General features: G+C 53.5%; 19 protein-coding genes and 1 pseudogene. 11 read left to right on the top strand and 9 right to left on the bottom strand.

All coding sequences use genetic code 11. The features are described 5' to 3' along the window. The first annotated feature begins 17 nt into the window (after positions 1-17). On the top strand, positions 18-2,060 hold the full coding sequence (gene paaZ / locus E0L35_RS14730) for a phenylacetic acid degradation bifunctional protein PaaZ (RefSeq protein ID WP_138800677.1): 2,043 nt from the start codon (positions 18-20) through the stop codon (positions 2,058-2,060). Positions 2,061-2,272: 212 nt separating this feature from the next. Here the strand turns inward: paaZ and E0L35_RS14735 are convergent, their stop codons facing one another. From E0L35_RS14735 to E0L35_RS14750, 4 genes and pseudogenes are all read right to left on the bottom strand, one after another. After that, the gene (locus E0L35_RS14735) at positions 2,273-3,568 is read right to left on the bottom strand and encodes a TRAP transporter large permease (protein WP_138800678.1); all 1,296 of its coding nucleotides are present in this window, start codon (positions 3,566-3,568) and stop codon (positions 2,273-2,275) included. Beyond that, the gene (locus E0L35_RS14740) at positions 3,561-4,103 is read right to left on the bottom strand and encodes a TRAP transporter small permease (RefSeq protein ID WP_138800679.1); all 543 of its coding nucleotides are present in this window, start codon (positions 4,101-4,103) and stop codon (positions 3,561-3,563) included. Before E0L35_RS14740 ends, E0L35_RS14735 begins: the two co-directional genes overlap by 8 nt. Before the next feature lie 27 nt (positions 4,104-4,130). Beyond that, positions 4,131-4,577 (bottom strand): annotated as a pseudogene (locus E0L35_RS14745) (C4-dicarboxylate ABC transporter substrate-binding protein); the annotation flags it as partial. Positions 4,578-4,995: 418 nt separating this feature from the next. Then, complete coding sequence (locus E0L35_RS14750) at positions 4,996-5,484, bottom strand: MarR family winged helix-turn-helix transcriptional regulator (RefSeq protein WP_022521435.1); 489 nt, start codon at positions 5,482-5,484, stop codon at positions 4,996-4,998. Positions 5,485-5,817: 333 nt separating this feature from the next. On the opposite strand from E0L35_RS14750, the gene E0L35_RS14755 reads away from it, so the two are divergent. The 7 genes from E0L35_RS14755 (at position 5,818) to E0L35_RS14785 (ending at position 13,144) form a co-directional block, all read left to right on the top strand. After that, positions 5,818-6,786 carry an MBL fold metallo-hydrolase gene (locus E0L35_RS14755; protein WP_022521434.1) on the top strand — a complete coding sequence of 323 codons (969 nt, stop codon included), beginning with the start codon at positions 5,818-5,820 and terminating at the stop codon, positions 6,784-6,786. 75 nt (positions 6,787-6,861) lie between these two features. Next, positions 6,862-8,592: an FAD-dependent oxidoreductase gene (locus tag E0L35_RS14760; RefSeq protein WP_138800680.1), complete on the top strand. Its 1,731-nt coding sequence runs from the start codon at positions 6,862-6,864 to the stop codon at positions 8,590-8,592. Then, positions 8,579-8,779: a DUF2783 domain-containing protein gene (locus E0L35_RS14765; RefSeq protein ID WP_138800681.1), complete on the top strand. Its 201-nt coding sequence runs from the start codon at positions 8,579-8,581 to the stop codon at positions 8,777-8,779. The genes E0L35_RS14760 and E0L35_RS14765 overlap by 14 nt, the downstream gene beginning before the upstream one ends. Positions 8,780-8,827: 48 nt before the next feature. Continuing rightward, complete coding sequence (gene hmgA / locus E0L35_RS14770) at positions 8,828-10,135, top strand: homogentisate 1,2-dioxygenase (protein WP_138800682.1); 1,308 nt, start codon at positions 8,828-8,830, stop codon at positions 10,133-10,135. 36 nt (positions 10,136-10,171) lie between these two features. Then, the gene (locus tag E0L35_RS14775) at positions 10,172-11,191 is read left to right on the top strand and encodes a fumarylacetoacetate hydrolase family protein (RefSeq protein WP_138800683.1); all 1,020 of its coding nucleotides are present in this window, start codon (positions 10,172-10,174) and stop codon (positions 11,189-11,191) included. An 11-nt stretch (positions 11,192-11,202) separates the two neighbouring features. Beyond that, positions 11,203-11,847 (top strand): maleylacetoacetate isomerase, encoded by a 645-nt coding sequence (gene maiA / locus E0L35_RS14780; RefSeq protein WP_138800684.1) that lies wholly within the window; start codon positions 11,203-11,205, stop codon positions 11,845-11,847. Positions 11,848-11,953: 106 nt separating this feature from the next. Beyond that, entirely contained in the window at positions 11,954-13,144 is a 1,191-nt protein-coding gene (locus E0L35_RS14785) for a multidrug effflux MFS transporter (RefSeq protein WP_138800685.1), read from the top strand. 69 nt (positions 13,145-13,213) lie between these two features. Here the strand turns inward: E0L35_RS14785 and E0L35_RS14790 are convergent, their stop codons facing one another. Beyond that, the gene (locus tag E0L35_RS14790) at positions 13,214-16,744 is read right to left on the bottom strand and encodes an indolepyruvate ferredoxin oxidoreductase family protein (protein ID WP_138800686.1); all 3,531 of its coding nucleotides are present in this window, start codon (positions 16,742-16,744) and stop codon (positions 13,214-13,216) included. Between the two features lie 177 nt (positions 16,745-16,921). Between E0L35_RS14790 and E0L35_RS14795 the strand changes: the two genes are divergently transcribed. Beyond that, positions 16,922-17,404 carry an Lrp/AsnC family transcriptional regulator gene (locus E0L35_RS14795; RefSeq protein WP_138800687.1) on the top strand — a complete coding sequence of 161 codons (483 nt, stop codon included), beginning with the start codon at positions 16,922-16,924 and terminating at the stop codon, positions 17,402-17,404. A 184-nt stretch (positions 17,405-17,588) separates the two neighbouring features. Here the strand turns inward: E0L35_RS14795 and E0L35_RS14800 are convergent, their stop codons facing one another. From E0L35_RS14800 to E0L35_RS14810, 3 genes are all read right to left on the bottom strand, one after another. Continuing rightward, complete coding sequence (locus tag E0L35_RS14800; RefSeq protein WP_041159076.1) at positions 17,589-19,049, bottom strand: sodium-dependent transporter; 1,461 nt, start codon at positions 19,047-19,049, stop codon at positions 17,589-17,591. Between the two features lie 331 nt (positions 19,050-19,380). Next, entirely contained in the window at positions 19,381-20,943 is a 1,563-nt protein-coding gene (locus E0L35_RS14805) for a sigma-54-dependent transcriptional regulator (RefSeq protein ID WP_138800688.1), read from the bottom strand. A 33-nt stretch (positions 20,944-20,976) separates the two neighbouring features. After that, positions 20,977-21,453 (bottom strand): Lrp/AsnC family transcriptional regulator, encoded by a 477-nt coding sequence (locus tag E0L35_RS14810; protein ID WP_022521423.1) that lies wholly within the window; start codon positions 21,451-21,453, stop codon positions 20,977-20,979. A gap of 128 nt (positions 21,454-21,581) precedes the next feature. On the opposite strand from E0L35_RS14810, the gene hppD reads away from it, so the two are divergent. Next, positions 21,582-22,688 (top strand): 4-hydroxyphenylpyruvate dioxygenase, encoded by a 1,107-nt coding sequence (gene hppD, locus E0L35_RS14815; protein ID WP_022521422.1) that lies wholly within the window; start codon positions 21,582-21,584, stop codon positions 22,686-22,688. A gap of 14 nt (positions 22,689-22,702) precedes the next feature. After that, on the top strand, positions 22,703-23,080 hold the full coding sequence (locus E0L35_RS14820) for a Rieske (2Fe-2S) protein (RefSeq protein ID WP_138800689.1): 378 nt from the start codon (positions 22,703-22,705) through the stop codon (positions 23,078-23,080). 424 nt (positions 23,081-23,504) lie between these two features. On the opposite strand, the gene E0L35_RS14830 is transcribed toward E0L35_RS14820, so the two are convergent. Beyond that, entirely contained in the window at positions 23,505-24,572 is a 1,068-nt protein-coding gene (locus E0L35_RS14830) for a TRAP transporter substrate-binding protein (RefSeq protein WP_138800691.1), read from the bottom strand. Positions 24,573-24,634: the final 62 nt, after the last annotated feature.

Consider the following 24,634-nt stretch of genomic DNA (forward strand, 5'->3'; position numbering starts at 1 on the left):
TTGCGGGAGAGTACGCAATGTCAGTTTTACAGAGTTACATCGCAGGCCAGTGGTTCGGAAAGGCCGAATCCAAAGCGCTTATTAGCGCCATTAACGGCACAACCGTTGCGCATACCCACCAAGAAGAGATCAACTTCCGTGAAGCGGTGGCGTATGCCCGCAACACCGGTGTGAAAAATATGCTGGCACTGGATTTCCAGCAACGGGCCGCCATCCTTAAAGCGCTGGCCGCCTATATCCAAGAGCGTAAGCGTGAGCTCTATGCCATCTCTCACCACACTGGCTGCACCAAGGCCGATTCCTGGATCGACATCGACGGTGGTTTTGGCACCCTGTTTACCTACGCCTCCACTGGCCGCAAGGAACTGCCCTCCGGCAATGTGGCCCATGAAGGCCCGGTGACTCAGCTAGGAAAAGAGAACCACTTCAATGGCACCCATATACTGGTGCCCCGCCGCGGCGTCTCTGTACACATCAATGCGTTTAACTTTCCCATATGGGGCATGCTGGAGAAGTTCGCACCCGCCTTTTTGGCAGGCATGCCGTGTATCTTCAAACCGGCAACCGCCACTAGCTACTTGACCGAAGCAGCCGTGCGCGTCATCAACGACTCAGGCCTGCTGCCGGAAGGAGCGCTGCAACTGGTTATCGGCGGAGCCGGTGACTTACTGGATCATCTGGAAGAGCAGGACTTTGTCACCTTCACCGGCTCGGCAAGCACCGCCCTGAAGCTGAAAAGCCACCCTAACATCATGGCGAAGAGCATCCCGTTCAACGCCGAGGCGGACTCGCTCAACAGCGCCATCATGGCCCCGGATGTTAGCCCGGAAGACGAAGAGTTCGAAATCTTTGCCAAAGAAGTGGTCAAGGAGATGACCGCCAAGGCAGGTCAGAAATGTACCGCGATCCGCCGAATCTTAGTGCCCGCCGCGCATCTGGATGCATTGGCGAACACACTTAAGTCGCGGCTTGCCAACATTGTGGTCGGTGATCCTCATGAAGAAGGCGTACGCATGGGCGCGCTCTCTTCCCGTGACCAATTGAGAGACGTTAACCACGCAATTGAACAACTGCTAGAGACTAGTGAGTGCGTCTTCGGCAGAGACGGCAGCTTCAAGCCTGTCGGCCAGGGTGTTGAAAACGGCGCCTTCATTACTCCCCACTTGCTGATCAATCGTAACCCGTTGAACGACGGCGGCGCTCACGACATTGAAGCCTTTGGCCCCGTCGCGACGCTAATGCCCTACAGCAGCATCGACGAAGCCCTGACCATCGCCGCCAAGGGCAAGGGCAGCTTAGTGACCACGCTGACCACGAAAGACCCTGCCATTGCGGCTGAAATGATCCCCATTCTGGCCGCCCAGCACGGCCGCCTGCAGATTCTGGATACTCAGGCGTCAAAGGAATCCACTGGCCACGGCTCTCCGCTACCGATGCTCAAGCATGGCGGGCCCGGCCGCGCAGGCGGTGGCGAGGAACTCGGCGGCATTCGTGCGGTTCACCACTATCTACAGCGCACCGCCATCCAGGGCTCTCCGAGCATGCTCGCGGCAGTCACAAAGGAATATGTGCGTGGCGCCAAGGTGATCGAGACTGACGTCCACCCGTTCCGCCGCCATTTCGACGACCTGCAGGTTGGGGAGTCACTGTTAACCCACCGCCGCACCGTCACTGAAGCCGACATCGTCAATTTTGGCTGCCTTTCCGGCGACCACTTCTATATGCACTTCGACGACATTGCCGCCAAAGAGACCCAGTTCGGCCAGCGCATTGCCCACGGCTACTTTGTGCTGTCTGCCGCTGCGGGTCTATTCGTTTACCCAGGCGAAGGCCCCGTACTGGCTAACTACGGCCTGGATACACTGCGCTTTATTACACCTGTGTTGGTAGGCGACACTATCCGCGCCCGCCTCACGTGTAAACGCAAGATTGATCAGGGCAGGGCTTCTCCCGACGGGCATCCACAGGGCGTGGTTATGTGGGACGTAGCGGTGACCAATCAAAACGATGAACTGGTCGCCAGCTATGACATTCTAACGCTGGTGGCCAAGCAGCAGTAACGCCCCAGCCAACACATGTAGTGCGTGGTAAGCGAAGCGCACCCGCAAAAGCAGCGCGCAGCGGTGCCAGGGTGGTTGCGAAACTGCTTAGCCTTCGCGCTGAGCCGCCGTCGCGGGTGCCTTAAGACGACAAAAAACGGCTGACAGGGCGCTTACCCTGTCAGCCGTTTGTTTAGCAAGGACGTTAATAGCACTGTATTAATAGCGTAGCTTTAATACAGTAACTGCGGCAGAAAAAGCACGATCGCTGGGAATATAAGTACGAGCAGTGCGCGTATGGTACCGGCGACCCAGAAAGGCGTAACGCCGCGGAAGATAGTGCCTGTTGATACGTCCGGTAATACAGCCCGCAATACGAACACATTCATACCGACAGGGGGCGTTATCAAACTAATCTCAATGACGATAACCACCAGTATGCCGAACCACACCAAATCATAGCCAAGCCCCGCCACGACCGGGAAGAAGACCGGCACGGTCAGCAGCATCATCGACATGCTTTCGAATACACAGCCTAACAGTACGTAAATGGCCAAGATAACGAGAATTACCACGAAGGGGGCCACGTTCAGCCCGGTGACCAACGCCAGGAGGTCATTGGGAAGCCCCGCGCGGTTAATGAAATTAGCAAAGATTAGCGCCGTCAACACCACCGCAAACAGCATCGCTGTTGTTCGCACAGTGTCCATCAGGACATTCATGAGTATCGTCGGCGTCAAAGCACGCTTGAGCAGCGCAATCACAAAGGCACCCATTGCGCCAATACCCGCCGCTTCGGTTGGGGTGAATATACCCAAATAGATGCCGCCGATAACCAATACGAACAGCGCCAGGGTGCTCCCCACATTTTTTAGGGCCGAAAGGCGCTCGTTCCAGGGTACTTTTTCGGCCGCTGGCCCAGCGCTGGGATCACGCCACAGAACCCACTTAACCGCGCCGAGATACATCACAATGCCCAGCATGCCGGGAATGAAGCCCGCCGCAAACAGTTCACGGATACTGGTCTCAGTAATGATGCCGTAGATCACCAGCATCACACTGGGAGGAATCAGTATCCCAAGGGTTCCGCCCGCTGCAATGGAGGCTGCCGCCAGCGAGTCCTTGTAGCCGTACTTACGCATCTGGGGCATGGCAACACGCCCCATAGTGGCGCAGGTCGCAAGACTCGACCCACAAATAGCACTAAAACCACCACAAGCCACGATGGTGGCCATCGCCTGACCGCCCTTACGGTGTCCAAGAAAACCATTGGAGGCCCGGAATAGCGCATCAGAGAGCCCAGCATGGGACACCAAATTACCCATCAAGATAAACAGTGGTATCACCGATAGACCGTAGTCCCTAGCGGTGTCGACTACCCGGCGCGACGCCATGGCTTCAGCCGCGTTCCAGTTACCGGTCAGGTAGTAGAAGCCCACAAAGCCCACGATCCCCATGGCAAAAGCCAGAGGCATGCGCAGGAATACCAATATCAACAGCGCTGCAAACCCATAAAGTGCTTCAATCATGCTTATCTCCCTGGCTGACTGGGCCACCGCACTTAATCACACCCACACCTTCGAGCAGGTAACTCACCGCTCGACCGAAGGTGAGTAGAGCAGAAAGAAACAGCATGATGGCAATCAAGTAAATAAGGTAACCATCGGGAATGCGTAGAAACTCAGTGACATCGCCCCACTCGAAAGCACGCACGCCCAGTGCCCAAACCCGTGTAGCGATCACCCATAAAGCCACTGCGATAATTAAGTTGACGATCATCTGGCGCAGCCATATCCAGCGCGCAGGGAATATGGCATCCAAGAGATCCACGCTAACGTGCTCTTCACGCCAGCATGCTACTGGCAGTGACAGGAACACCACAGCGGCCAGCATCTGCTGGGTCAACTCGACGGTTCCAAGGATAGGTAGATTAAAGAAATAACGGCCTACTACATCAGCAGTCGTCAGCAGCATCAAGGCAAAGAGGGTGGCACCCGCCACCCCCTCCAGCGCCAGCTGCATGACCCTACCGACATTTGACCAGCGAGACGTCAGGATCTGCATAGTCGCCCTCCACTTGGCGAAGGGTAATTATGATTGTGGCACTAAGGATGCCACGCTCTCTTGTGTAGCAGCTTCTTCAAGCTGTTGGTGGAAGTAATCAAGCGCAGCCTGCGCATCGACACCCCGTTCACTTACGTTCTCGGACCAGGTGTCAACCAGGTCATTACTGATACCGCGCAGCGTCTCTAGATCTTCGTCGCCAAGGGCTGTAAAGGTATGACCCTGCTCTTCGGCGAACTCGACGCCCCGCTCATCGGATACATCCATCATGTAGCCAAACAGTCGCGATAACCGCTCACCCGAGACGTCTTCCACAGCGGCACGATCTTCTGCAGACATCTCATCCCAGATACTCGGATTCACTACAATGGTGAAGCTGCCTCGATAAAAGCCCCCATCCACCGTCAAGGTATAGGGAAATACCTCGGCTACCCGAAAGCTTCTAAGGCCTTCCGGCACCAGCATAGCGCCATCTGGTCGTCACGAACTGGGTAAAGCGCTCATCGTTTTTGTTGAATGATGTTGATAAGCCATGCGTGCGGTGGGTGAGATTGCTAGTTAATCACTCATTGCGCCTAACGTGATACTTTATTATTGAAATATATAAATTATACGAATCACGTTATTCATCACAATGCCTTTAGATACGTGGATCATGCAACGATCCATCAACTAATAGATTCTAATACTTAAGTATTAACTTACATTATTAACTTAAACTACAAACACTTACACCAAAAACATTGTTTCTTCGTGTGACTATCAATGGCTATATGGGGTTATTTTTCGCCCATTCTTTTGTTACACAAATCTTATCTATCGATACACTAACGACACACCACCGGCAAAAATGCGATCTGTCACCTGGGCTCGACTTCCCAGCATCAAGCCTCTAGCCAATTCTCTCCAGTTGCCGTTCAAGCTTGCGCATTGTATTAAGCAGATCACGATATTCACCAACGCTCAGGGTCGACACCAGGCCGGCCTCCCACGCCTGGGCTTCGGGCACTAACTTATTGAGTAGCGCTTGTCCGGCGTCCGTCAGTTGCAAGTCATGTAGTCGCTGATCCTGCTGTGAGGGCGTGCGGCTTATCAGTCCACGGTCTTCCAGTGACTGAATAGCGCGAGACACGCGAGCCTTATCCATATTGGTGTAAGCGCAGACCTTCTTAGCGGTTAAATCATCACAGTGGCTAAGCCAGGCAAGCACACGCCACTGGGCAATATTGAGTTCATAAGACTCGGCATAAAGCTTCTCTAACGCCTGGCTGATTCGGTCAGCTAAACGGTTAAGCTGATAGGGTAAAAATTGGTTGAGATCCAGCTCTACCCTGGCTGAAGATTCCAGTGACACATCGCCGTCTGCTTTATCCATCGTCATTTTGTTTCTCCTAAAGCCACCGTTTATCAGAAGTGGTGATGACCAAAATCCGCACGATAGCTGGGAATGTAGGCTCCAGCAATGCACCTATCATAAGGTGGAACAGTGCCGACAGATACTCTCCCTTGCAACTAATTTCACGATTTTATTTATTATACTTAAGTATTAATTTGCAATAACCATCTGATTTATTAAGAATTATCGTCAATACGATGCAAAAGACAGAGTGATTCGTCCATGAAACATTGGACATTTAGTTTCATTAGAAACTATCCTTCAAGCACACAACAATTCAATGAATACCTGAATCACCCTGATAGCACCGGAGATATCATGAGCAAGAAATTCGCGTCCCATGCCGATACCGAAGAGAAGAAGATCAGCTTCACCAAGCTGGCAGAAGGGCTCTATGCTTACACTGCTGAAGGTGACCCCAATACGGGCATCGTGATTGGCGATGACAGCGTGATGGTTATCGACACCCAGGCAACGCCCGTCATGGCTCAGGATGTCATCCGCCGTATCCGCGAAGTGACTGACCTACCGATTAAGCATGTGGTAATGACCCATTACCATGCCGTGCGTGTTCTCGGCGCTTCCGCGTACGATGCAGAGAATATCTACGCTAGCCAGAACACTTATGACCTGATCAACGAACGTGGTCAGCAAGACTATGAGTCAGAAGTCGGTCGTTTCCCTCGCCTGTTCAAGGGTGTGGACTCTGTGCCTGGCTTAACCTGGCCAAACATAGTTTTTCAAGAGAAGCTGACGGTTTACATGGGTGAGCGTGAGGTACAGATCATCCACCTTGGCCGCGGACATACCAAGGGCGATACCGTCGTCTGGCTGCCGAAGGAAAAAGTAATGTTTTCCGGTGACCTCGTTGAGTATGGCGCCACCCCTTACACCGGTGACGCTTACCACGAGGACTGGCCTGCCACGCTTGATCGCCTGCAATCCATGCAGCCCCAAAAGCTAGTGCCTGGCCGCGGTGATGCACTGCAAACTGCCGAACAGTGCCAGGAAGCCATTCAGGGCACTCGCGACTTCCTAAATGATATGTATGGAAGTGTTAAAGCGGGCAAGGCGGCGGGCAAGTCTCTCTCCGAGTGTTACGCCGAGACCTACGCGGTACTTAAGCTGAAGTATGGTCACTGGGTCATCTTCGATCACTGTGTGCCTTTCGATATCACTCGCTGCTATGACGAAGCAGGCGGCGAGTACCCGGATCCCCGCATCTGGACGGCAGAACGCGATACCGCTATGTGGCACTCGCTACAGGACGCCGTCGAAAATCAGTAAGTGCCACCAGTGACACCCACTGATCATGCCCAGCAGTCGGGTGTCACGCACCCGACGCTGAACGGGAGCAAATAGATGCCAACAACCTATAAAAATCCTGTCTATCCTTATCGGCGCCCGCCTGAACTCGATATTCAAGAAGTTCGCCACTATCCGGTAGTGATTGTCGGAGCGGGACCTAGCGGCCTCGCCGCCGCCATCGACTTGGCTCAGCAAGGCGTTAATTCGATTCTTCTGGACGATAACAACACCGTTAGCGTGGGGTCGCGGGCCCTGTGTTTTGCTAAACGTTCGCTGGAAATTGTAGACCGCCTGGGTTGCGTCGAGCCGATGCTTGCAAAAGGCGTCACCTGGCAGCACGGTCGCGTCTTCTTCCAGGATCGCGAGGTCTACGGCTTCAACCTGCTGCCAGAAGACGGCCACCGTATGCCCGCCTTTATTAACTTGCAGCAGTATTACTTTGAAGAGTTTCTGGTCAACCGCACTCACGACTTTCCAGAGCAAATTGACCTTCGTTGGAAACATAAGGTCATTGATGTCGATGCTCAGCCTAAGTGCTCCGCCATCAAGGTCTCTACCCAAGACGGTGATTACCAGCTGACTTGTGACTACCTCCTCGTCTCGGATGGAGCTAACAGCCGAATCCGAGACATACTGGGCCTTGAGTGCAAAGGCCAAGTATTTCAGGACAGGTTCCTGATTGCTGATGTGGTGATGAAGGCCGACTTCCCTACAGAACGATGGTTTTGGTTTGACCCGCCCTTTCATCCCAATCAGTCAGTCCTGCTTCACAAAGAACCGGACAATGTGTGGCGTATCGACTTCCAGCTAGGCAGGGACGCTGACCCGGAAGAAGAAAAGAAAGAAGAGAACATTCGCCCACGAGTGCAGGCAATGCTTGGCCAAGACGTGGAGTTCGAGCTTGAGTGGGCCAGTGTCTACACCTTCCGCTGCCGTAAGATGGATAATTTCATTCACCATAGCGTGATATTCATAGGTGACGCGGCTCATCAGGTATCCCCCTTTGGCGCCAGAGGTGCCAATGGTGCCCTACAGGGTGTGGATAATTTAGTGTGGAAACTAGCCCGCGTTCTCAAACAGCAGGCGCCAAAAACGCTTTTGTCCACCTACAACACTGAGCGCCAGCATGGCGCGGCAGAGAACATCCTTAACTCGACCCGCGCCACTGATTTTATTACCCCGAAGAGCCATATCAGCCAAGTGTTCCGAGATGTGACGCTGGAGCTGGCTGAGAAACATGCCTTCGCACGTAGCCTGGTCAACAGCGGTCGCCTTTCCATGCCCTGCCGCTATGACACCTCACCGCTCAATACACCCGATGTTAATGGTGGCCCGAGAGAACTGCGCCCCGGCAGCCCGGCCAAGGACGCTCCCATTCGATTGAGAGAAGAGAACGCCTGGCTACTCAATCAATTTGGCGATGGCTTTGTGTTGTTACTCGACGGCCGCTTTGAGGATGGACACACCGACACGCTTGCCACGCCGTTGAAAGAGCTGTTAGGCCGTCGCACTGATTTAAGCATGGTGGTCGTTGGCCCAGCAACGGATGAGCTTAGCGCTCTACCGCGCACAACCATCGTAGACGATGCAGAGGGGCTCGTGGCGCAACGATACGGCCTGAATTCAGGAGCCGGGTACCTTATTCGCCCTGATCAGCATATTGCCGCTCGCTGGCACGCCATCACTGCCCGCAAGGTTGACGACGCGTTAGACCGCGCGCTGGGTATTCATCTTGCGGGCGCCGTTGACACTACCTTCCAGGAAAGCTGCCATGCCAAGGCTTGAGCTGAATCCGAACTTCACTGATCCGGACGCCTTTTACGCCGCGCTAACGGCGCTGCATCGTGACCGCAGCGAAGCCGAGAGCGAGCGTATCAATGCACGCCTAATCCTGTTGCTTGCTAACCACATTGGCGATCAACGGGTGCTTGAAGAGGCAATTTCCCATGCTGGGTTAGTGGGCGATAAGTAGCCGACATACATTGTTCACTATAACGTTCAAATAACGCAGGACTTAACAATGACTGAACAATTGCAATATCAGAGCGGTTTTCATAATCACTTTTCAACTGAAGCACTTCCAGGGGCATTGCCGATTGGGCAAAACTCCCCTCAGAAGTGCGCTTATGGATTATATGCAGAACAACTAACCGGTTCCGCATTCACAGCGCCACGTCATCAAAACTTTCGCAGTTGGCTTTACCGCATTCGCCCTTCTGTCGTTCAGAGCGCTTACCAGCCACTAGAAAATAACAACGTACACACGGCCCCGTTAAACAAGCCAGCGGCGGATCCTAACCAGATGCGCTGGGATCCCGTTTCATTACCTAATGAACCGACTGATTTTATCGATGGCTTGTTTACCATTGCGGTGAACGGCGATGCGGGTACTCAAGCGGGCGTGGGCGTGCATGTCTACACCTTTAATAAGGACATGACAGAGCGGTTTTTTTACAACGCCGATGGAGAACTGCTTTTCGTTCCGCAAATGGGGGCCATTCGTCTACGTACCGAATTTGGTGACATTGAGATCGATAACGGTGAAATTGCCGTCATTCCTCGCGGTGTGAAATTCCAAGTGCGTAAAGCTCAGGGTGTTGAGGCTGCACGGGGGTATATTTGCGAGAACTACGGTAGTCCTTTAGAGCTGCCCGGCCTCGGCCCTATCGGGGCTAACGGCCTAGCAAACCCGCGTGACTTCCAAAGCCCTGTGGCAGCCTACGAAGACCTCGAAGGCGACTACCGCTTAGTGGCTAAGTTCTCTGGTCGTTTCTGGGAGACAAAACTAAACCACTCGCCGTTAGATGTGGTGGCGTGGCACGGCAACTGCGCGCCTTATAAATATAATCTTGCCAACTTTAACACCATCAATACGGTTAGCTTCGATCATCCGGACCCGTCAATCTTCACCGTATTGACGTCACCCTCCGATACACCGGGAATGGCTAATATTGATTTTGTGATTTTTCCGCCACGCTGGATGGTTGCCGAGAACACCTTTAGACCGCCCTGGTTCCATCGCAATCTAATGAGCGAGTTTATGGGGCTTATTCATGGCGAGTACGATGCAAAAGCTGAAGGCTTCACCCCTGGCGGCGCCAGTCTACATAACTCAATGTCGCCCCACGGCCCCGATGCTGAGACCTTTGAAAAGGCCTCCAACGCTGAGCTTAAGCCCCACTTCATAGGCGATACACTGGCCTTCATGTTTGAAAGCCGCTACTTCTTTCACCCGACCCCTGCGGCACTGAATGCTGACTTCCGTCAACGTGATTATGTGGATGTTTGGTCGACGCTGCGCTCCCACTTCAACCCAAGCCAGCCCTGAACCCTATACCACCCTGACGACAAGGATTGAATCACTATGAAACTGGCAACACTTAAGCAGGGCCGCGACGGAGAACTCATCATCGTCTCGCGTGACCTCTCCCGCGCTGTGAGCGCCGTTGATATTGCTCCCACACTTCAGGCTGCCCTTGAGAACTGGGAAGCGGTTAGCTCTCAGCTTGAAGAGCGCTATGCTCAGCTTAACAGTGGTGGTACTGAAAGCGCTTTTAAGCTTGATCAAAGTGCGTTGCACTCCCCGTTACCGCGTGCCTATCAGTGGGCTGACGGCTCCGCCTATCTGAACCATGTCCAGCTGGTACGCCAGGCGCGTAATGCCGAGATGCCTGACACCTTCTGGACAGACCCGCTCATGTATCAGGGCGGTAGCGACTGCTTCTTGGCACCCACCGACGATATTGAGGCGGTTAGTGAAGAGCATGGCATCGACTTTGAAGGCGAGATCGCGGTCATTACGGGTGACGTACCGATGGCAGTATCCCCCGTGGAAGCCGCCAAGCACATTAAGCTAGTGATGCTGGTCAACGACGTGAGTCTGCGTGGTCTGATTCCAGGTGAACTCGCAAAGGGGTTCGGTTTTTTCCAAGCAAAGCCCGCCTCTTCGTTCTCGCCCATTGCGGTGACCCCAGATGAACTGGGCGATGCCTGGCAGGATGGTAAAGTGAACCTGCCACTGACCGTGCACTTGAATGGCGAGAAGTTTGGCGAGCCAGAAGCCGGGCCAGATATGATTTTTAACTTTCCACAGCTGGTGGCCCATGCGGCTAAGACCCGCTATCTCGGTGCCGGCGCTGTCATTGGTTCAGGCACCGTTTCCAACCCAGACCCCGACGGCGGCCCTGGAAAGCCGGTGGCTGACGGTGGCGTTGGCTATAGCTGTCTAGCCGAAGTGCGCATGGTGGAGCAGATACTGTACGGCCAAGTAAAAACCCCTTTTATGCGTTTTGGCGACCGGGTTCGTATCGAGATGTTCGACCGCGATGGCAACAACATATTTGGTACGATCGATCAGCAAGTAGTGCAGTACCAGCCCAAATAAAGGAAGGCAACATGACGACGCTTTACGGCTATTTCCGCTCGTCGGCTGCTTACCGGGTGCGTATTGCCTTAAACCTTAAGGGACTGGATTATGACCAGATCCCGGTCAACCTGGTGAAAGGTGAGCAACGGGGTGACGACCACCTGATGCGCAACCCTCAGGGGCTGGTGCCTAGCCTGGTGTTGGACGATAGCTCGGTGATTAACCAGTCACTGGCGATCTGCGAGTATCTCGATGAAGTACATCCCGAGCCTGCCCTGCTGCCGATTAACGCGTTAGAACGGGCGCGGGTTCGTGCGCTCGCTCAGTCGGTGGCCTGCGAGATTCACCCACTCAACAACCTGAGGGTACTCAAGTATTTAGTGAGAGAAATGGGAGCGGATGAAGCGGCTAAGCTAGCCTGGTACCACCACTGGATTGCCGAGGGTTTCACCGCTCTGGAAGCAACGCTCTCCAATGCCCCCAGCAGTGGAGATTTTTGCCATGGCGACACCCCTACGCTTGCGGATATATGCCTGATTCCCCAGGTGTACAACGCGGAACGTTTCGAGTGTGATTTGTCAGCCTATCCGACGATTCAGCGTATCGCTGCCAATTGTCGTTCACTGCCAGCCTTCGAAAAGGCAGCACCAGAGGTGCAGCCTGACGCCAGCTAAGTCAAGCTATACTAAGCAGGCTAACATAAGCGGGCGTCTTTCCATTCGGGAAGGCGCCCGCCTCGTGTCCGAAGGGGCATCACGTCCAACCATAAGGAGTTAAGGGGTGCTAAAGCTGCCCTCTACCGCCACCGTCGTGGCCCTGGCTGCAGTGACTGCGCTCGGCCCGCTGGCGACGGATATGTACTTGCCAGCCATGCCCGCCATGGCAGAAGCGCTGAATACTGGCCCAGACCGAATACAGCTGACCCTTAGCCTCTATATGGCTGGATTCGCTCTGGCCCAACTATTGTGCGGGCCAATCTCTGATCGCTTTGGCCGCCGCCCGGTGATGATCACAGGGTTATCGCTGTTTCTCGCTGCGAGCCTACTGTGTGCCTGGGCGCCTAGCGTCGAGTGGTTACTGGCAGGCCGCTTTTTGCAGGCCTTCGGCGGTGCTGCTGGACCGGTATTAGCACGGGCAGCGGTACGTGATATTCATGGCCCCATCGAGGCCGGACGTATCCTCGCCTATATGGCAAGTACCATGGCGCTCGCCCCTGCTCTGGCCCCTGTGGTAGGCGCGGGGTTACTGCTGTTTTTTGGCTGGGAATCGGTGTTCGTGGTGCTGGCGCTCTACGCGGCAGTGATGCTGGCGGTGCTGATACTTATGCTGCCCGAGCCGTTGGCGAAGGAGCGGCGGCAATCGATCCACCCGAAATCCGTACTGGCTAACTTTCGCTTACTACTGACTCAGCGTGCCTTTATTGGCTACACCTTGGTGAATGCTGCCGCGTTCTCCGGGTTATTCGCGTACCTTTCTGGCTCATCTTTTGTGCTCATCGAGTACATGGGCGTCGCCCCTACCCTTTATGGCGTGCTGTTCACGCTGATTGTCGCGGGCTTCTTCGTCGGGACGCTGGTCAGCGGCCGATATAGCCACCGCTTGGGTCGTGATCGCCTCATTACCCTGGGCACCGTAATCTGCGCAACTGGGGGCCTCGTCATGGCGGGCTTGGCTGCCGTTGGCGTCCATCACCCCTGGGCGGTGGTGGGCCCCCATATAGTGTTTATGCTGGGGGTGGGCATTTTGATGCCACAAACAATGGCCGGTGCACTGGCGCCCAACCCTCAATGTGCAGGCGCGGCATCTTCCTTGTTTGGTTTTCTGCAAATGACAATTGCCGCTGTGGTAGGTGGATTAGTCGGGCAATTCCACGACGGCAGCTCGCGCACCATGGCCTTGACGATCGGGCTGATGGGGCTACTCGCCTTGCTAAGCCACTGGCTGCTGGTATGCCGCCGAAAAGAGGCTTAGTGGGTCGTTGTATAGATGCATAGCAAAAGGCCACGCATTGCGTGGCCTTTCATACCTATATGGATCGCCTCAAGCAGCTTCGACAGCGATGGTCTTCGAGCGACCTTCACGTAGCTCCTTCAGCAACGTCTCACGACGCTCGTTAGCTTTCTCAGCGGCAGTTTCGCGAACGGGTCCGAAACCACGAATCTCTTCCGGCAGCTTAGCAAGCGCTAATGCCGTGGCGTGATTCGTGCCATCAAGACGTGCCACTAACTCATCAATCAACTGCTCGTAATCAGCCAATAAGGCGCGGTCGAGCTTGCGGTCGGCGCTGAAGCGGAAAGGATCGAGAGCCGTGTTGCGCAAACCGCGCATCTTTGCCAACGCGCCCATTGCCTTCAGCATCCAGGGGCCGAAGCGGCGCTTCACTGGACGCCCCTGAGCATCCTTACGACCACCTATAAGCGGCGGCGCCAAGTGGAAGGTTAACTGGTAATCACCAGAAAACGTTGCTTTGATCTCATCCAGAAAATCGCTCTGGGTGTAAAGTCGCGCCACTTCATACTCATCTTTATACGCCATCAAACGATAGAGCTGATGAGCAACGGCCTCACTCAGTGATTGGCCACATTTTAGCGCTGTTTCTGCTTCACGCACTTTAGTCACCTGGGTCACGTAACGTTCAGCCCAGGCTCGGTTCTGATAGCGCTCCAGGTGGCGACGATTACGCGCTACCACTTCGTCCAGTGTGGCATTCGCGGACAGTGGCATCTTATCCAGGTGCTGCTGGAGGTAATCAGGTTCCACCGCTGCCAAGCGCCCCCAGGCAAATGCTTGGCGGTTCTTTTCCACTGCGACGCCATTGAGTTCTAGAGCACGCTGCAGCGCAGGCTCAGAAAGCGGCACCAGCCCTTGCTGCCAGGCAAACCCGAGCATCATCATATTGGAGAATACGGTATCCCCTAGCAGCTGTTCAGCTAGGCGATTGGCATCTAGAGAAGCAAAGCGTTCATCTCCTACCGCTTCACGCAACATGTTAAGACGCTTGCTGGGCTGCATATCCGCATCGCGATAAAGCACATAATCCGCTGTGGCTAGCTCGGCCAGATTCGCCACAATACGCGTGGTCGGCTGCAGCACATTCAGCGCTTTCTGAGAACTCGCCACCACCATATCGCAAGCGATCATCGCATCGGCCTGCCCCGCTTCGATACGTACCTGATTAAGCTCACTGGGCTGAGATGCCAAGCGCACATAGCTCAGTACTGCCCCACCTTTTTGCGCAAACCCCATAAAGTCGAGCACGCTGGAGCCCTTGCCTTCCAGGTGTGCCGCCATGGTGATCAGTTGCCCGATGGTCACCACCCCCGTGCCACCAACGCCCCCCACCAGCAAGTCGTAAGGGGCCGTCAAAGTGGCAATGGAGGGGTTAGGCAAATGCGCTATACGTTGCCAAAAGGCGTTATCTGCCGCAACGCCCTGGCCTTTACGCAGCCCGCCACCTTCTACAGTGACAAAGCTGGGACAAAAACCACTGACGCAGGACATGTCCTTGTTACAGGAGGACTGGTCGATTTTGCGCTTGCGACCTAGCTCGGTCTCGCGAGGCACCACCGATAAACAGTTGGACTGTACGGAACAATCACCACAGCCTTCGCAAACATGGTGGTTGATAAACACCCGGCGGGCGGGGTCTTCCAACTGACCGCGCTTGCGCCGACGACGTTTCTCAGCCGCGCATGCCTGATCATAAATCAACACCGTACAGCCTGTAATTTCGCGCAGCTCACGCTGCAGCGTATCCATCTCTTCGCGGCTATGGAAGGTAACCTCTTTAGGGAATTCCTTTTCATGCCCCCGGTACTTCTCCGGTTCGTCACTGACCACCATGACTCGGCGAACGCCCTCATCCAGCGATTGCCGGGCAATCATGGGCACGTTGATTTGCCCATCTACAGGTTGGCCGCCCGTCATGGCAACCGCGTCGTTGAACAGAATTTTATAGGTAATATTAACGTTGGCAGCCACTGCCTGGCGCACGGCCATTGAGCCCGAGTGAAACCAGGTGCCTTCGCCTAAGTTCTGGAAAATATGGCCATTGCCGGTAAAGCGGCTCTTGCCCACCCAGTTAACACCTTCGCCACCCATCTGAATTAACGATTCAGTGCTGCGATCCATCCACGAAGCCATAAAATGGCATCCGATACCCGCCAGCGCCTTGCTGCCTTCGGGTACCTTAGTCGAGCTATTATGCGGGCAGCCGGAGCAGAAATAGGGCATACGGCGTACACCCCCGAGCTCTTTAACACCAGCGCGGCAGGCATCAACAGTTGCCAGCTTGTCGCTAAAATCGATCTTGAAAAAGCGCTCTAAACGCTCTGCCACGAAGCCTGCCAAGAGACGCGGGCTCAGCTCTCCAACAAAGGGAATCAAGGGTTTGCCGGTTTCATCCTGCTTGCCGGTAACGATGACCTCGCCTGGATGATCGGGTTCCGACATGTACTCCTTCAACTGGCTTTCGATGATGCCGCGCTTCTCTTCAATGACCAGCACCTCGCGCTTGCCATGAATAAACTCAAGAATGCTGGGGCGATGGAGAGGCCACACCATCCCGACTTTGTATATTTCGATTCCCAGCTCACGCAGCTTCGCTTCATCCAGCCCCAATAAACGCAGCGATTCAAGTAAATCCAGGTGTCCCTTGCCTGTGGTCACCAGCCCAAACGTCGCCTGTTCTTGGCGAAATAAATACTGATCAATCGGGTTGGCCGTGGCAAACGCCTGAACGGCGGCCAGCTTGTGCTCAAGGCGAGTCTCAAGCTGGGGCCCAGGTAAGTCGGGCCAGCGGTAGTGCAGCCCGCCTTCCGGCATATCGAAATCGGGCGTTACATATTCTGGCAAGGGAGGCACGTCCACCGACGCGCCACTCTCTACGGTTTCAGAAACGGCTTTGAAACCCACCCAGCAACCCGAGAAGCGTGAAAGTGCATAGCCCCAAAGCCCAAAGCGTTCATATTCCGCCAATGATGCAGGGCTCACTACCGGCATGAACCACGCCATAAAGGCGACATCAGACTGGTGTGGCATGGAGGACGACACACACCCATGGTCATCCCCGGCAACCACCAGCACACCGCCAGTCGGCGAGCTACCGTAGGCATTACCGTGCTTTAAGGCATCGCCCGCGCGATCAACGCCAGGCCCCTTGCCGTACCACATGCCAAACACGCCATCTACTTGCTTATCGGGGTCTGTCTCGACTTGCTGGCAACCCAGCATCATGGTGGCGGCAAGGTCTTCGTTTATAGCAGGGACAAAATCGATGTGGTGCTCTTCCATGGCGGCTTTCGCCCGCCAGATCTCTTGGTCTACACCGCCTAAGGGCGAGCCTCGATAGCCGCTGATGAGTCCTGCCGTATGGCGGCCATTGTGGCAATCAAGCTCGGCTTGGCGTAAGGCGATACGCACCAATGCCTGGGTGCCGGTGAGAAAGACACGGCCTTCTCCGCGGGTATAGCGATCGGCCAGCGCATAGTCATCGAGAAGATTGTCATCGAGTGCAATATCGAGAGGCTGGGCAATAGAACCCGCCTGCTCAGCGATCGAGGGGGTTGTCATGGGAGTTCACCAGTACGGTTGAAGAGTTATGGTTGTAATACGCTTGAGTCTAGCCAAGAGCGCACTAAAGGTGCTTGCTAATTCACTCTTCAAAAGCCTGGTTATTGATCATTACTTTCATTTTTTGAGATTTAACGCAATGATATTCAACAAACCACAAACAAATGAAATGGCACTATGAAAGAAGCGACCAAACTAATCACCTTAGACAGGCATGATCAGCGCATTCTTACCCTGCTTCAGCAACAGGGGCGCATTACCAACAATGAGCTCGCCGAACAGATCGGGCTATCCCCCGCCGCCTGCTGGCGACGTGTAAAGGCATTGGAAGAGAGTGGCGTGATCCGCCGCTTTGCGGCGTTGGTGGAACCCAGCCTGGTGGGCCAGCCACTGTCGGCATTGGTGATGGTGACGTTGGTTCGCCACCACATCGACAACACCGTCGAGTTCGAAAACCGCATCCTGCAATACCCAGAAGTGCTGCAGTGCTATGCCACTACCGGCAACGCGGATTTCGTGCTGCGAGTGGTTATCGAAGACATGGCGGCTTATGACCGCTTTCTGAATGAGAAACTCTTCACCTTGGATGGCATTTCCCAGGTCAATTCCAATTTCGTGCTACGTAATATCAAAGAAGAGACCGCTATTCCGATTCGCTAACAAAACGCTGCTATGTAACGTCAACCGCAACGTTAGCCCACAACTTAAAACAGGAAGTGGCAGGGCAACTGGCAGCAGGCAAACCGGCTCATTGTATCCCTCTAACGTAAAGCGCCCCCATCTGTGGATGGGAGCGCTTCAATCTCTCTATTCAGATCTATTGAGCACTTGTTCCTGAAAAGCTTCAGGAAGCCGGTTGACGTAATCGCGGGCTAGCGAACTCTCCTACCACGGTGATCAGCACCAGCAGTGCTAGTAACCACGGCCACTGAGTACCTATCTGGAGTGTCGCTAGGCCCAGCGTATCAATGAAAATTAACACGATGCCTAATGGGCTGACGTAACGCACCATAAATAGCCACAGTGCATGCTGGGTACGGGAGAGCCCTAGCTCCTCCCTGAATATTTCAGTACGCAGCAGGAAACCTGCCATTAGCGCCATACCCAAACCGCCTAACGGCATCATCCAGCGGGAGGTCAGGTAGTCCAGCCAATCGAAGAAAGTGCGACCTGCAAACGTCCAATCCGCGCCCATGTTGAATGACAGCATTGCCAAGGTACTCACCAACCACAGCACGATACCCACACCCCACGATGCTCGTTTACGCGTCAGCCCTTTGCTTGCAACAAGCCAGGCGACTGTCGCCTCAATCATCGAAATCGACGACGTAAGCGCAGCCATCGACAGCATGACAAAGAACAGAACGCCAAACAGCGTACCAAACGGCATCGCTTGGAAGGCCAATGGCAAGCTCATGAAGATCAATCCTGGCCCTTGGCCGGGATTCATTCCGTTTGCGAAAATAATCGGGAAAATAGCCAAGCCTGCCATTAGTGCGACAACGGTATCGGCAATGGCCACGCTGAATGTCGTGCGCGCGATGGAGTGCCCTTCTGGCAGGTAAGAGCCGTAGGTAAGAATCGCACCCGATGCGAGCGACAAGGTAAAGAAGGCATGCCCCAGCGCTGCTAATAATCCTTCACTGCTTAACCCTTCGGTATTGAAAGAGAACAGGAAAGACCATGCTTCAGCAAAGCCACCGGAAAAAGCACCGTAGCCGATCAATATACCCAGCATGATCACCATACCTGGCATCATCCAACTGACACTCTTTTCAATGCCAGCCTGCACGCCTTTGCCGACGATGAACATGGTCAGCACCGTCACTAGCGTGCTCCAAGCACCTAGCGTGAAAGGGTTGGCATTATTAGCGGCGAAAATTGCCGCCATGTCATCGACGCTATTGCCTGCCAGTCCGCCGCTCAGCATTTTCCACAGGTAGGAGAATGACCAGCCAGCGACCACCACATAGAAAGACAAAATCATGAAGCCACAGAGCATGGCCATCCAGCCGAAGATCGACCAGAAGCTACCATGACCCGATTCATGCACCACCCGACGGATAGCGTCAACCGGGCTTCCTCGCCCGCGGCGGCCAAAACTGATTTCAGCCATCATGATGGGGACGCCTACCGCCAATATGCAGGCCAGGTAGACCAGCACGAAAGCGCCACCCCCGAACTCGCCCGTGATGTAAGGAAACTTCCAGATATTACCGAGTCCCACTGCAGAACCAGTGGCTGCCAGTACAAATCCCCAGCGGCCCAGCCACAGCGTATTGGGAGGCGTATTTGTCGTTGTCATTGGGAAACCTTATAAATTGATATTGTTTTTTAGGCTATTTATTTATGAGCAGCTAGAACAGCTACTTAAGAGCGATTAGCTACTTATAAAAGCCAACCAACTGTGATCAACCAGTCATAAAGAGCAATCTATAAAGAGTCTATGGGGATAGCGATAGGGCAGGAATGGGGTCACATCACATTGAGCGCGATGCTACCCACATAAGCGAGTCTCAACTGTAAACTAATCGTTACGCGTAAGAGGATATGCCGAGGGCTGGGGTCTTGCCGTTGCGTTTTTCTGACACCCCGTAAACAAATCGTGACAGTTAATTCACCTGCCATGGGACTTTTTAAGAATCTTCTTGAGCACCAATGCCGTAACGCTTGAGCTTATTGGCAATAGTGGTGTGCGAAACGCCCAACCGCTTTCCTAACTGGCGGCTGGAAGGATGCTGTTGATACAACGTACTTAAGATATTTCTTTCCACCTCCCCTAACATGTCGCTCAAGCTTCCCTCTAAGGGAATGCAAGTAAGCGCAGGCGACACTTCGCTCTGCGGAAGGCGCAAATGCGCTGGCTGAATGGCCGTCTCTTCGCATAATGACACCGCCTGAAACAGCACATTTTCCAACTGACGCACATTACCCGGCCAGTCGTAGCCGGTTATCTTTTCCAACGCAGCAGTCGAAAGCTCCGGTAAAGGACAGCCTATCTGACGCGCCGCACGATCAAGCACATAGGCCGCCAAGTCTTCGATGCCGTCCAGGCATTCGCGCAAAGGGGGCACCTGTAGAGAGAGCACATTGAGACGGTGATAAAGATCTAGCCGAAACAGACCTTCACTACATAGCTGAGGTAGGTTTTGCTGAGTGGCGCAGATCACCCGCACATCAAGAAAGGTTTCTTCGTCGCTCCCAACTCGACGGAATCCGCCATCCTGAAGGAAGCGTAACAGTTTCGTCTGCAGCCGAGGGCTCATTTCACCGACTTCATCAAGAAAGACCGTACCGCCTGCATTAAGCTCCAGAAGGCCAAGCTTTCCTTCCGGGCGAGCGCCCTCGAAGGCACCGGGTGCGTAACCGAAAAGCTCTGTTTCGGCCATTGATTCAGGAAGCCCAGCACAATTAAGCACCACGAACGGCGCTTGCCCACGGGGGCTGGCCAAATGACAGGCTCTGGCCACTAGCTCTTTCCCGGTTCCCGTTTCACCCATAATCAGTAGCGGTGCGTCTAATGGCGCCATGCGACGCGCCTCGTTGATCACGGCCTCCAATCGCGAACTCGATTGAAAGATGGCTTCAAAGCCACGCAGCTCTTGGCGCTGTACTTGATAAATACGGGCACCGATGCGGTCAGCACGATGTAACGTCACAACCGCTCCGGCTAATGAATCTACATTCGTGTCTTCGGTGTGCAGGGGAGCGATATCAGCAAGATAGGTATCGCCTTTCAGCTTGATCCGCAGCCCATTGATGCGTGAGTTGTTACGGCGAATTAAATCGGGAAGGTCTACCTCATCAAGGTAACGATCCAGCGAGAGCCCTGGTACTTCTTGAACACGCACCCCCAATACCTGGACAGCAATACGGTTGGCCGCCACAATCCGACCCTGCATATCTATCGACATCACTGGGTCAGAAAGCGAGGATAGCAGCGCATCCAACTCCAAATGGCGCCGTTCGCTGGGCATCAAGCTAGCGCGCTTAACGCCAAACACACCGGGAATGCCTTCCAATACTGGTTTAAGCGTACTCAACTGAGCATTAAGTAATTGTGGGACATGTAGATAGATGGTACTGCCGTGATCGCCCCCCACTTCACCTCGCGCGACATTAATTCTGTAGTCAGCAAATTGGGCCACAATATCGCGAAGAATGCCGATTCGATTCTGACAGTGAAATTTAAGACGCATAGAACCCTCACAGCACAAAACAAACGCAGTTACTTAGCCACCTTCCACCGGCAACCCCTGCTCCTCTTTCATACTACGCAGTATTATTTCAGAGCGAACCTGGGTGACATTAGGATGAGGTAATAAATGATGATGAATAAAGTCCGAAAACGCTGTTAGATCCTTGGCGATGATATGTAACACATAGTCTGCGTCTCCCGACACAGAATAGGCCTCACGAACCATGGCGTGCTTCGTCAGTAATGTCACAAAATCATCATCCATGCTTTCACCATGAGCTTTGAGATTAACCCTGGTGATAGCGCGCAGCCCAAACCCTAGGCTAGTAGCATCAAGCCTAGCCGAATAGCCCTTAATCACACCTTCGGCTTCTAGCCGCGCTTTGCGTCGGGAGCACTGAGAGGGAGACAGGCTGACTCGCTCACCCAGCTCTGAATTGGTGAGGGCTGAGTTCTTTTGCAATGCTGACAAAATTGCAAGATCATAACGATCCAATGAAATTCCGTGCATACAGCACTCCTTTTGCGCACATTCTATGCACTATTTGGCTGCATCTTAGGTTAGTTTGCAACCTAATTGTACCGGCTCTTCCCTATACTGAACTTGTCACCCAACAAGACAATAAAGGAGAGACAACGATGGGCCCCTTCCCTCATGACGCACCCAAAGCAACCATAAATGATGCAAACCCAGCGGGCACAGATGGCTTCGAGTTTGTTGAATTTGCACACCCCGAGCCGGAAAAACTAGATAGTTTATTTCGGCAAATGGGTTTCGTTCCCGTTGCAAAACATCGTGACAAGTCGATCACCGTTTATCGTCAAGGCGATATCAACTACCTGCTTAACAGTGAGCCTAACTCGCATGCGTCAGCATTTATTGAGGCGCACGGCCCCTGTGCTCCAGCAATGGCTTGGCGCGTCGTTGATGCTCAGCATGCGCTAAAACGTGCCGTCGACTTGGGTGCAGAAGAGTTCACAGGTAATAAGTCCATCGATGCGCCTGCGGTTATTGGCATAGGCGGTTCGCTGCTTTACTTTATTGATACGTATGGCGAAAAAGGCAGCTGTTATTCAAACGAATTTGAGTGGTTCGATGAGGTAGATCCTAATCCTAAGGGGTTTGGTTTTTACTATCTTGATCACCTCACTCATAACGTTATTCGCGGCAATATGGACACATGGTATAAGTTTTACCATGACACCTTTAACTTCCGCGAAATACGCTACTTTGATATCACCGGTAAAATGACAGGCCTTACCAGCCGTGCATTGACTTCTCCCGATGGTAAAATTCGCATACCCATTAACGAAAGTGCCGACGATCACAGTCAGATTGAAGAGTACTTGCGCGAATATAACGGCGAAGGCATTCAGCATATCGCCATTGCCACAAACGACATCTACTCCGGTACTGACTTAATCGCTGATGCAGGTCTCGAATTTATGCCTGGCCCGCCGAGCATCTACTACGAAAAGTCGCTAGAGCGTGTTAAAGACCACCAGGAGCCTCTCGATAAACTGCGCAGCCGTGGCATTTTGATTGACGGCGAAGGTGTCGTGGGCGGCGGTGAAACTCGAATTTTGCTACAAATCTTCTCCAAAACGGTGATTGGCCCCATCTTTTTCGAGTTCATCCAGCGTAAAGGCGATGATGGTTTTGGAGAGGGCAATTTTAAAGCACTTTTCGAGTCCATCGAAGAGGATCAGATTAACCGCGGCGTGTTGCAAAGTACCGCTGAATAGTAAAAGGGCACACCGTGCATGACGCTTGGCGTAACTATGAAAATGCCCCCCAAGAGGGGGCTGTTATTTGCCCTTCTAGCGCTATACCAGAAGGCAAAGCACGCTGCGTGGAAGTAATGAGCAGCAATGGATCTTTCCCGGTCATTGCAACACGCATAAATGGCACGATTTATTGCTACGTTAATGCCTGCCCCCACCAATATTTACCTTTAAACTATCGGTCGGACAGTATCATTTCATCAGATGGCCACCGTTTTCTATGCAGTGCGCATGGGGCGGCGTTTGACATTAAAACGGGAGACTGCTTAACAGGCGACTGTGACAAACTTGACGCCATACCTGTATCTGAAGACCTAGCAGGCAACTTATGCATCGCACACAGAAAGCCTTAAAAAAACTCACCAACAAGTTATAACTTATTCCCACATCTCTAGTTAAACATCTGACAATAGTGATGGAGTCGAATAAAACTCCACAACTATTCAGCCGCATAATAAGCGAACTCAACGAGTTCGCTTATGAGCAATACAGCTCCTCAGAAACGCTATACTCACCAAAAGCCTATTACTGCCTAGATCAAGATTCCCTCATTCCGATAAGTTTTGCCAATATATCTTTCTCTAAGCGAGGCAGCATTGACTGAATATGAGTTAGGCTCTGTCTGAAAACTGACTGCGCTCGACCATACGGCGTTAAAAATCGGCTCAAAGTACTCATTTACACCATGTAAACTCCGTCTTTTCGCCGATTTTTGCCTTGTCTGGCCTTCGCTCGCCGACTTTTCAAACAAAGCCTAGCACATTAAAAACACGTAGTTTAGGCGTCAGGATCAACCACATCGTCAGCGCTCAGGCCTTCATCGTCGCCTGCGACAACCTGCAATTGTTCGAGAAAGAATGCGCGGGCAGCCTCTCCATCAACATCTTTCGCAGTTGCCACTTCAAACCAGTCGCTGGGAAGGTTAGCCGCCAATTGCATGAAGTTTTCGACCTCTTCAGCAGGCAACTCGATAAAGGTGTTGCCCTCCTCCTTGGCAAACTCAACGCCACGCACATCGACGGTATCCATCATGAAACCAAACAGACGGGACAGCTTTTCGCCTGAGACATCCATAATGGCGTTACGGTCTTGCTCGGAAAGCGACTGCCAGGTATCAGGATTGATGACCAGGGAAAAGCTGCCACGATAGAAGCCGCCCGGCATTTGTACCGTGTAGGGCAATACCTCGGCTAATCGAAAGCTCTTAAGTCCCTCAAGGGTTAGCATTGCACCGTCGATCACCCCTTGCGTGGCTGCTTCGTATGTCCCACCTGGCGGTAGTGCGACACCGGTGAGGCTTAGCGCGCTGGAAATATCTGCCATCACGCCGCCCCCTATGCGCGCCCGTCTACCTTGCAAATCGTCAAGGCTTTCGATCGGTTCAGCCAGGAAGAGCGCCCCAGGGCCATGCACTCCCAACCCCAGGACTTCTACGCCGCGATGCTCTCCGGCATCGCTTAGGTATTCTTGGTGAGTACGCCAGTAAGCCACGGAGGCATTTTCTGATGAAAAGTCTTCAAAGGTGGGGAATTCCGGTAGTTTGGTCAGCTCAAAGCGCCCTGGCATTAAACCGTGGAAGAGCCAGGTGACATCGGCGACACCGTCTGCCACCAACTCCATTTGCGCGTTAGGCGGCCCAAGGTCGTGGGTCACATTGACACTGACGCGACCATCGGTCGCCTCTTCAACCCATTTCCCCCATGTGGGCCAGACGATGGTATTAACGCCGTGGTTAGGGCCCGCCCAGGTACTCACTTGAAGCACGGTATCGGCCGCTGCCGCGCCTTGAAAAGAGCTCAAGAGCATCAGGGCTGAAAAGGTGGTCAAAGTCGCCATTTTTTTCATTGTGATTATCCTTTTTGATGGTTCATGTACCCGATGGTGCCAGTGTAAAACAGAGGTTCTTT

This window comes from Halomonas sp. ATBC28 (genome assembly GCF_005937175.1).
Classification (GTDB): domain Bacteria; phylum Pseudomonadota; class Gammaproteobacteria; order Pseudomonadales; family Halomonadaceae; genus Vreelandella; species Vreelandella titanicae.

Coding starts and splice junctions, on each gene's coding strand:
- paaZ (WP_138800677.1), top strand. CDS start 18: ATGTCAGTTTTACAGAGTTACATCGCAGGCCAGTGGTTCGGAAAGGCC.
- E0L35_RS14735 (WP_138800678.1), bottom strand. CDS start 3,568: ATGATTGAAGCACTTTATGGGTTTGCAGCGCTGTTGATATTGGTATTC.
- E0L35_RS14740 (WP_138800679.1), bottom strand. CDS start 4,103: ATGCAGATCCTGACGTCTCGCTGGTCAAATGTCGGTAGGGTCATGCAG.
- E0L35_RS14750 (WP_022521435.1), bottom strand. CDS start 5,484: ATGACGATGGATAAAGCAGACGGCGATGTGTCACTGGAATCTTCAGCC.
- E0L35_RS14755 (WP_022521434.1), top strand. CDS start 5,818: ATGAGCAAGAAATTCGCGTCCCATGCCGATACCGAAGAGAAGAAGATC.
- E0L35_RS14760 (WP_138800680.1), top strand. CDS start 6,862: ATGCCAACAACCTATAAAAATCCTGTCTATCCTTATCGGCGCCCGCCT.
- E0L35_RS14765 (WP_138800681.1), top strand. CDS start 8,579: ATGCCAAGGCTTGAGCTGAATCCGAACTTCACTGATCCGGACGCCTTT.
- hmgA (WP_138800682.1), top strand. CDS start 8,828: ATGACTGAACAATTGCAATATCAGAGCGGTTTTCATAATCACTTTTCA.
- E0L35_RS14775 (WP_138800683.1), top strand. CDS start 10,172: ATGAAACTGGCAACACTTAAGCAGGGCCGCGACGGAGAACTCATCATC.
- maiA (WP_138800684.1), top strand. CDS start 11,203: ATGACGACGCTTTACGGCTATTTCCGCTCGTCGGCTGCTTACCGGGTG.
- E0L35_RS14790 (WP_138800686.1), bottom strand. CDS start 16,744: ATGACAACCCCCTCGATCGCTGAGCAGGCGGGTTCTATTGCCCAGCCT.
- E0L35_RS14795 (WP_138800687.1), top strand. CDS start 16,922: ATGAAAGAAGCGACCAAACTAATCACCTTAGACAGGCATGATCAGCGC.
- E0L35_RS14800 (WP_041159076.1), bottom strand. CDS start 19,049: ATGACAACGACAAATACGCCTCCCAATACGCTGTGGCTGGGCCGCTGG.
- E0L35_RS14805 (WP_138800688.1), bottom strand. CDS start 20,943: ATGCGTCTTAAATTTCACTGTCAGAATCGAATCGGCATTCTTCGCGAT.
- E0L35_RS14810 (WP_022521423.1), bottom strand. CDS start 21,453: ATGCACGGAATTTCATTGGATCGTTATGATCTTGCAATTTTGTCAGCA.
- hppD (WP_022521422.1), top strand. CDS start 21,582: ATGGGCCCCTTCCCTCATGACGCACCCAAAGCAACCATAAATGATGCA.
- E0L35_RS14830 (WP_138800691.1), bottom strand. CDS start 24,572: ATGAAAAAAATGGCGACTTTGACCACCTTTTCAGCCCTGATGCTCTTG.